Origin of the sequence: Xenorhabdus kozodoii, from assembly GCF_002632875.1 — a bacterium.
GTDB lineage: Bacteria > Pseudomonadota > Gammaproteobacteria > Enterobacterales > Enterobacteriaceae > Xenorhabdus > Xenorhabdus kozodoii.
Genome location: NZ_NJCX01000114.1, coordinates 1 through 469, shown reverse-complemented (window position 1 = coordinate 469; position 469 = coordinate 1). Strand labels below are relative to the sequence as shown.

Sequence of the window (469 nt, the reverse complement as noted above, 5' to 3'; positions counted from 1 at the left end):
CTGTTTCAATGCCAATTCGGGATTTTCTTCCCAAAGCTGGCAACTTAACGCGTAAGCCAGGTTATTGAGGGTTGAATCGGCGGCATAACGGGCTTCAATTAAATGATCACCCAGCACAAATAAATTCTCGGTTAATGCCTGCGGGCAATTTTCTGGCCGGTAATAGCAAACCGGTTCGGGGGTATCGATCATCAGCTCATTGACCGGGGTTAACAGTTCACGCCAGTCCCCCGGTTTCAAAGCGGACAACAATGGTGTGAGGATACGGTTATCCATCAGGCGTAAAACCACCACTTGGCCGCGCAGCAACACCTGTTGATGTAACCGCCAGTGTGCTAACTGAAATGTCCACGGCAAGGTGCTGCGATAGCCCCAGCCCCAACTGGCATCGCTGAACTCGTGTTTATCCAGCAGCAGAGCCAGTTCCGGCAGGCATGTTGCTTTGGGGTTAATCAGCCACGGGCTTTGT

1 protein-coding gene is annotated in these 469 nt (G+C 51.8%); it reads right to left on the bottom strand.

Translation table 11 applies throughout. The features are described 5' to 3' along the window. Positions 1-469: DUF4123 domain-containing protein (locus tag Xkoz_RS19375; RefSeq protein ID WP_141554467.1), on the bottom strand; the 469-nt coding region annotated here is incomplete at both ends.